The organism is Arthrobacter sp. UYEF20, from assembly GCF_040546335.1.
Lineage (GTDB): Bacteria > Actinomycetota > Actinomycetes > Actinomycetales > Micrococcaceae > Arthrobacter.
Genome location: NZ_JBEPNP010000073.1, coordinates 1 through 1,009 on the forward strand (window position 1 = coordinate 1; position 1,009 = coordinate 1,009).

The 1,009-nt window shown below is 63.4% G+C and carries 1 protein-coding gene and 1 pseudogene; one reads left to right on the forward strand and one right to left on the reverse strand.

From position 1 onward, the window contains the following. Positions 1-103: pseudogene (locus ABIB26_RS23835) on the reverse strand (IS1595 family transposase); the annotation flags it as partial. Between the two features lie 262 nt (positions 104-365). On the opposite strand from ABIB26_RS23835, the gene ABIB26_RS23710 reads away from it, so the two are divergent. Then, positions 366-1,009: TIGR04086 family membrane protein (locus tag ABIB26_RS23710; protein ID WP_354248663.1), on the forward strand; the 644-nt coding region annotated here is incomplete at its 3' end.

The window sequence follows — 1,009 nt, forward strand, 5'->3', positions numbered from 1 at the left end:
CGTTCGGGGGGGACCATGGCGCGGCGGAGCTTGTGCATCCACGCCCATGCCGTCTCATAGGTCTTAGCCCTAGGACCCGCTGCAGCTTTTTGCGGCCGCGGCCCCCGGAGTAACCAACTGGCGGGACGGCAAGCAGAGGGCCCGAGGGCCCGAGACCGGCCTGGCCAAGATCCGTCTTGCGTTTTTCGGCCTAAACGCCCGATCCGGCGGCCTTCACACACGGCTCGGCGCGGCCACTGGACACTAGGTCAAAGTCGGGCCCAAAGCCCCTCGTGAACCGGGCTGAGTGCGCTTAAATTTAGTAGTGTCCGGCCCGGGCCACCGCGGAAGTGAGCCCGGTAGATCATTGAAAGGGAGGATGCGTGATGGTCAGCGCAAGCGGTCCTGATGATGCGCGACGACTCGACGCAGACTGGGACGGCACTCCGGAACCCCTGAATCAAACGGAAAACCGCACTTCTGAGCACAGTATTGACGACCGCTTCTACGAAGAGACTGACGGTGTTCTCCCCTATGGCGAGAACGACGGGTACTTCGATGACACAGGCGGCCCGGTCGACGGTATTTTGCCAGGAGACCCGGCCGCCGCCGCTCTCCGTGAAACCGTGCTTGCCCGGGAAGAGGAGCGGTTCGGCGGCATCAAGATCGGCTCGGCCTTCTTCGGCTGGCTGGTCTCGACCGCAATGGCCGTTTTGCTGGTTACTCTGGTTGCGGCGGCCGCCAGTGCCGGCATTCTGCCCGGCACGGACCCGCTCCCCCGAGCTGGCCAGGAATCATCACGTGGCATGACCGCTATGATCATGCTCCTGTCGCTCCAGCTCCTCGCCTATTTTTCGGGTGGCTACGTTGCAGGGCGGATGGCGCGTTTCAACGGCGTCGGCCAGGGACTCATGGTGTGGCTTTGGGGCGTCATCGGAGCCGCAGCGATGGCACTGCTGGCGATTACTGGGCAACACAATGTCCTGACCACGCTCAACAGTTTCCTTCGCCTTCCACTGCTCGAGGGGCA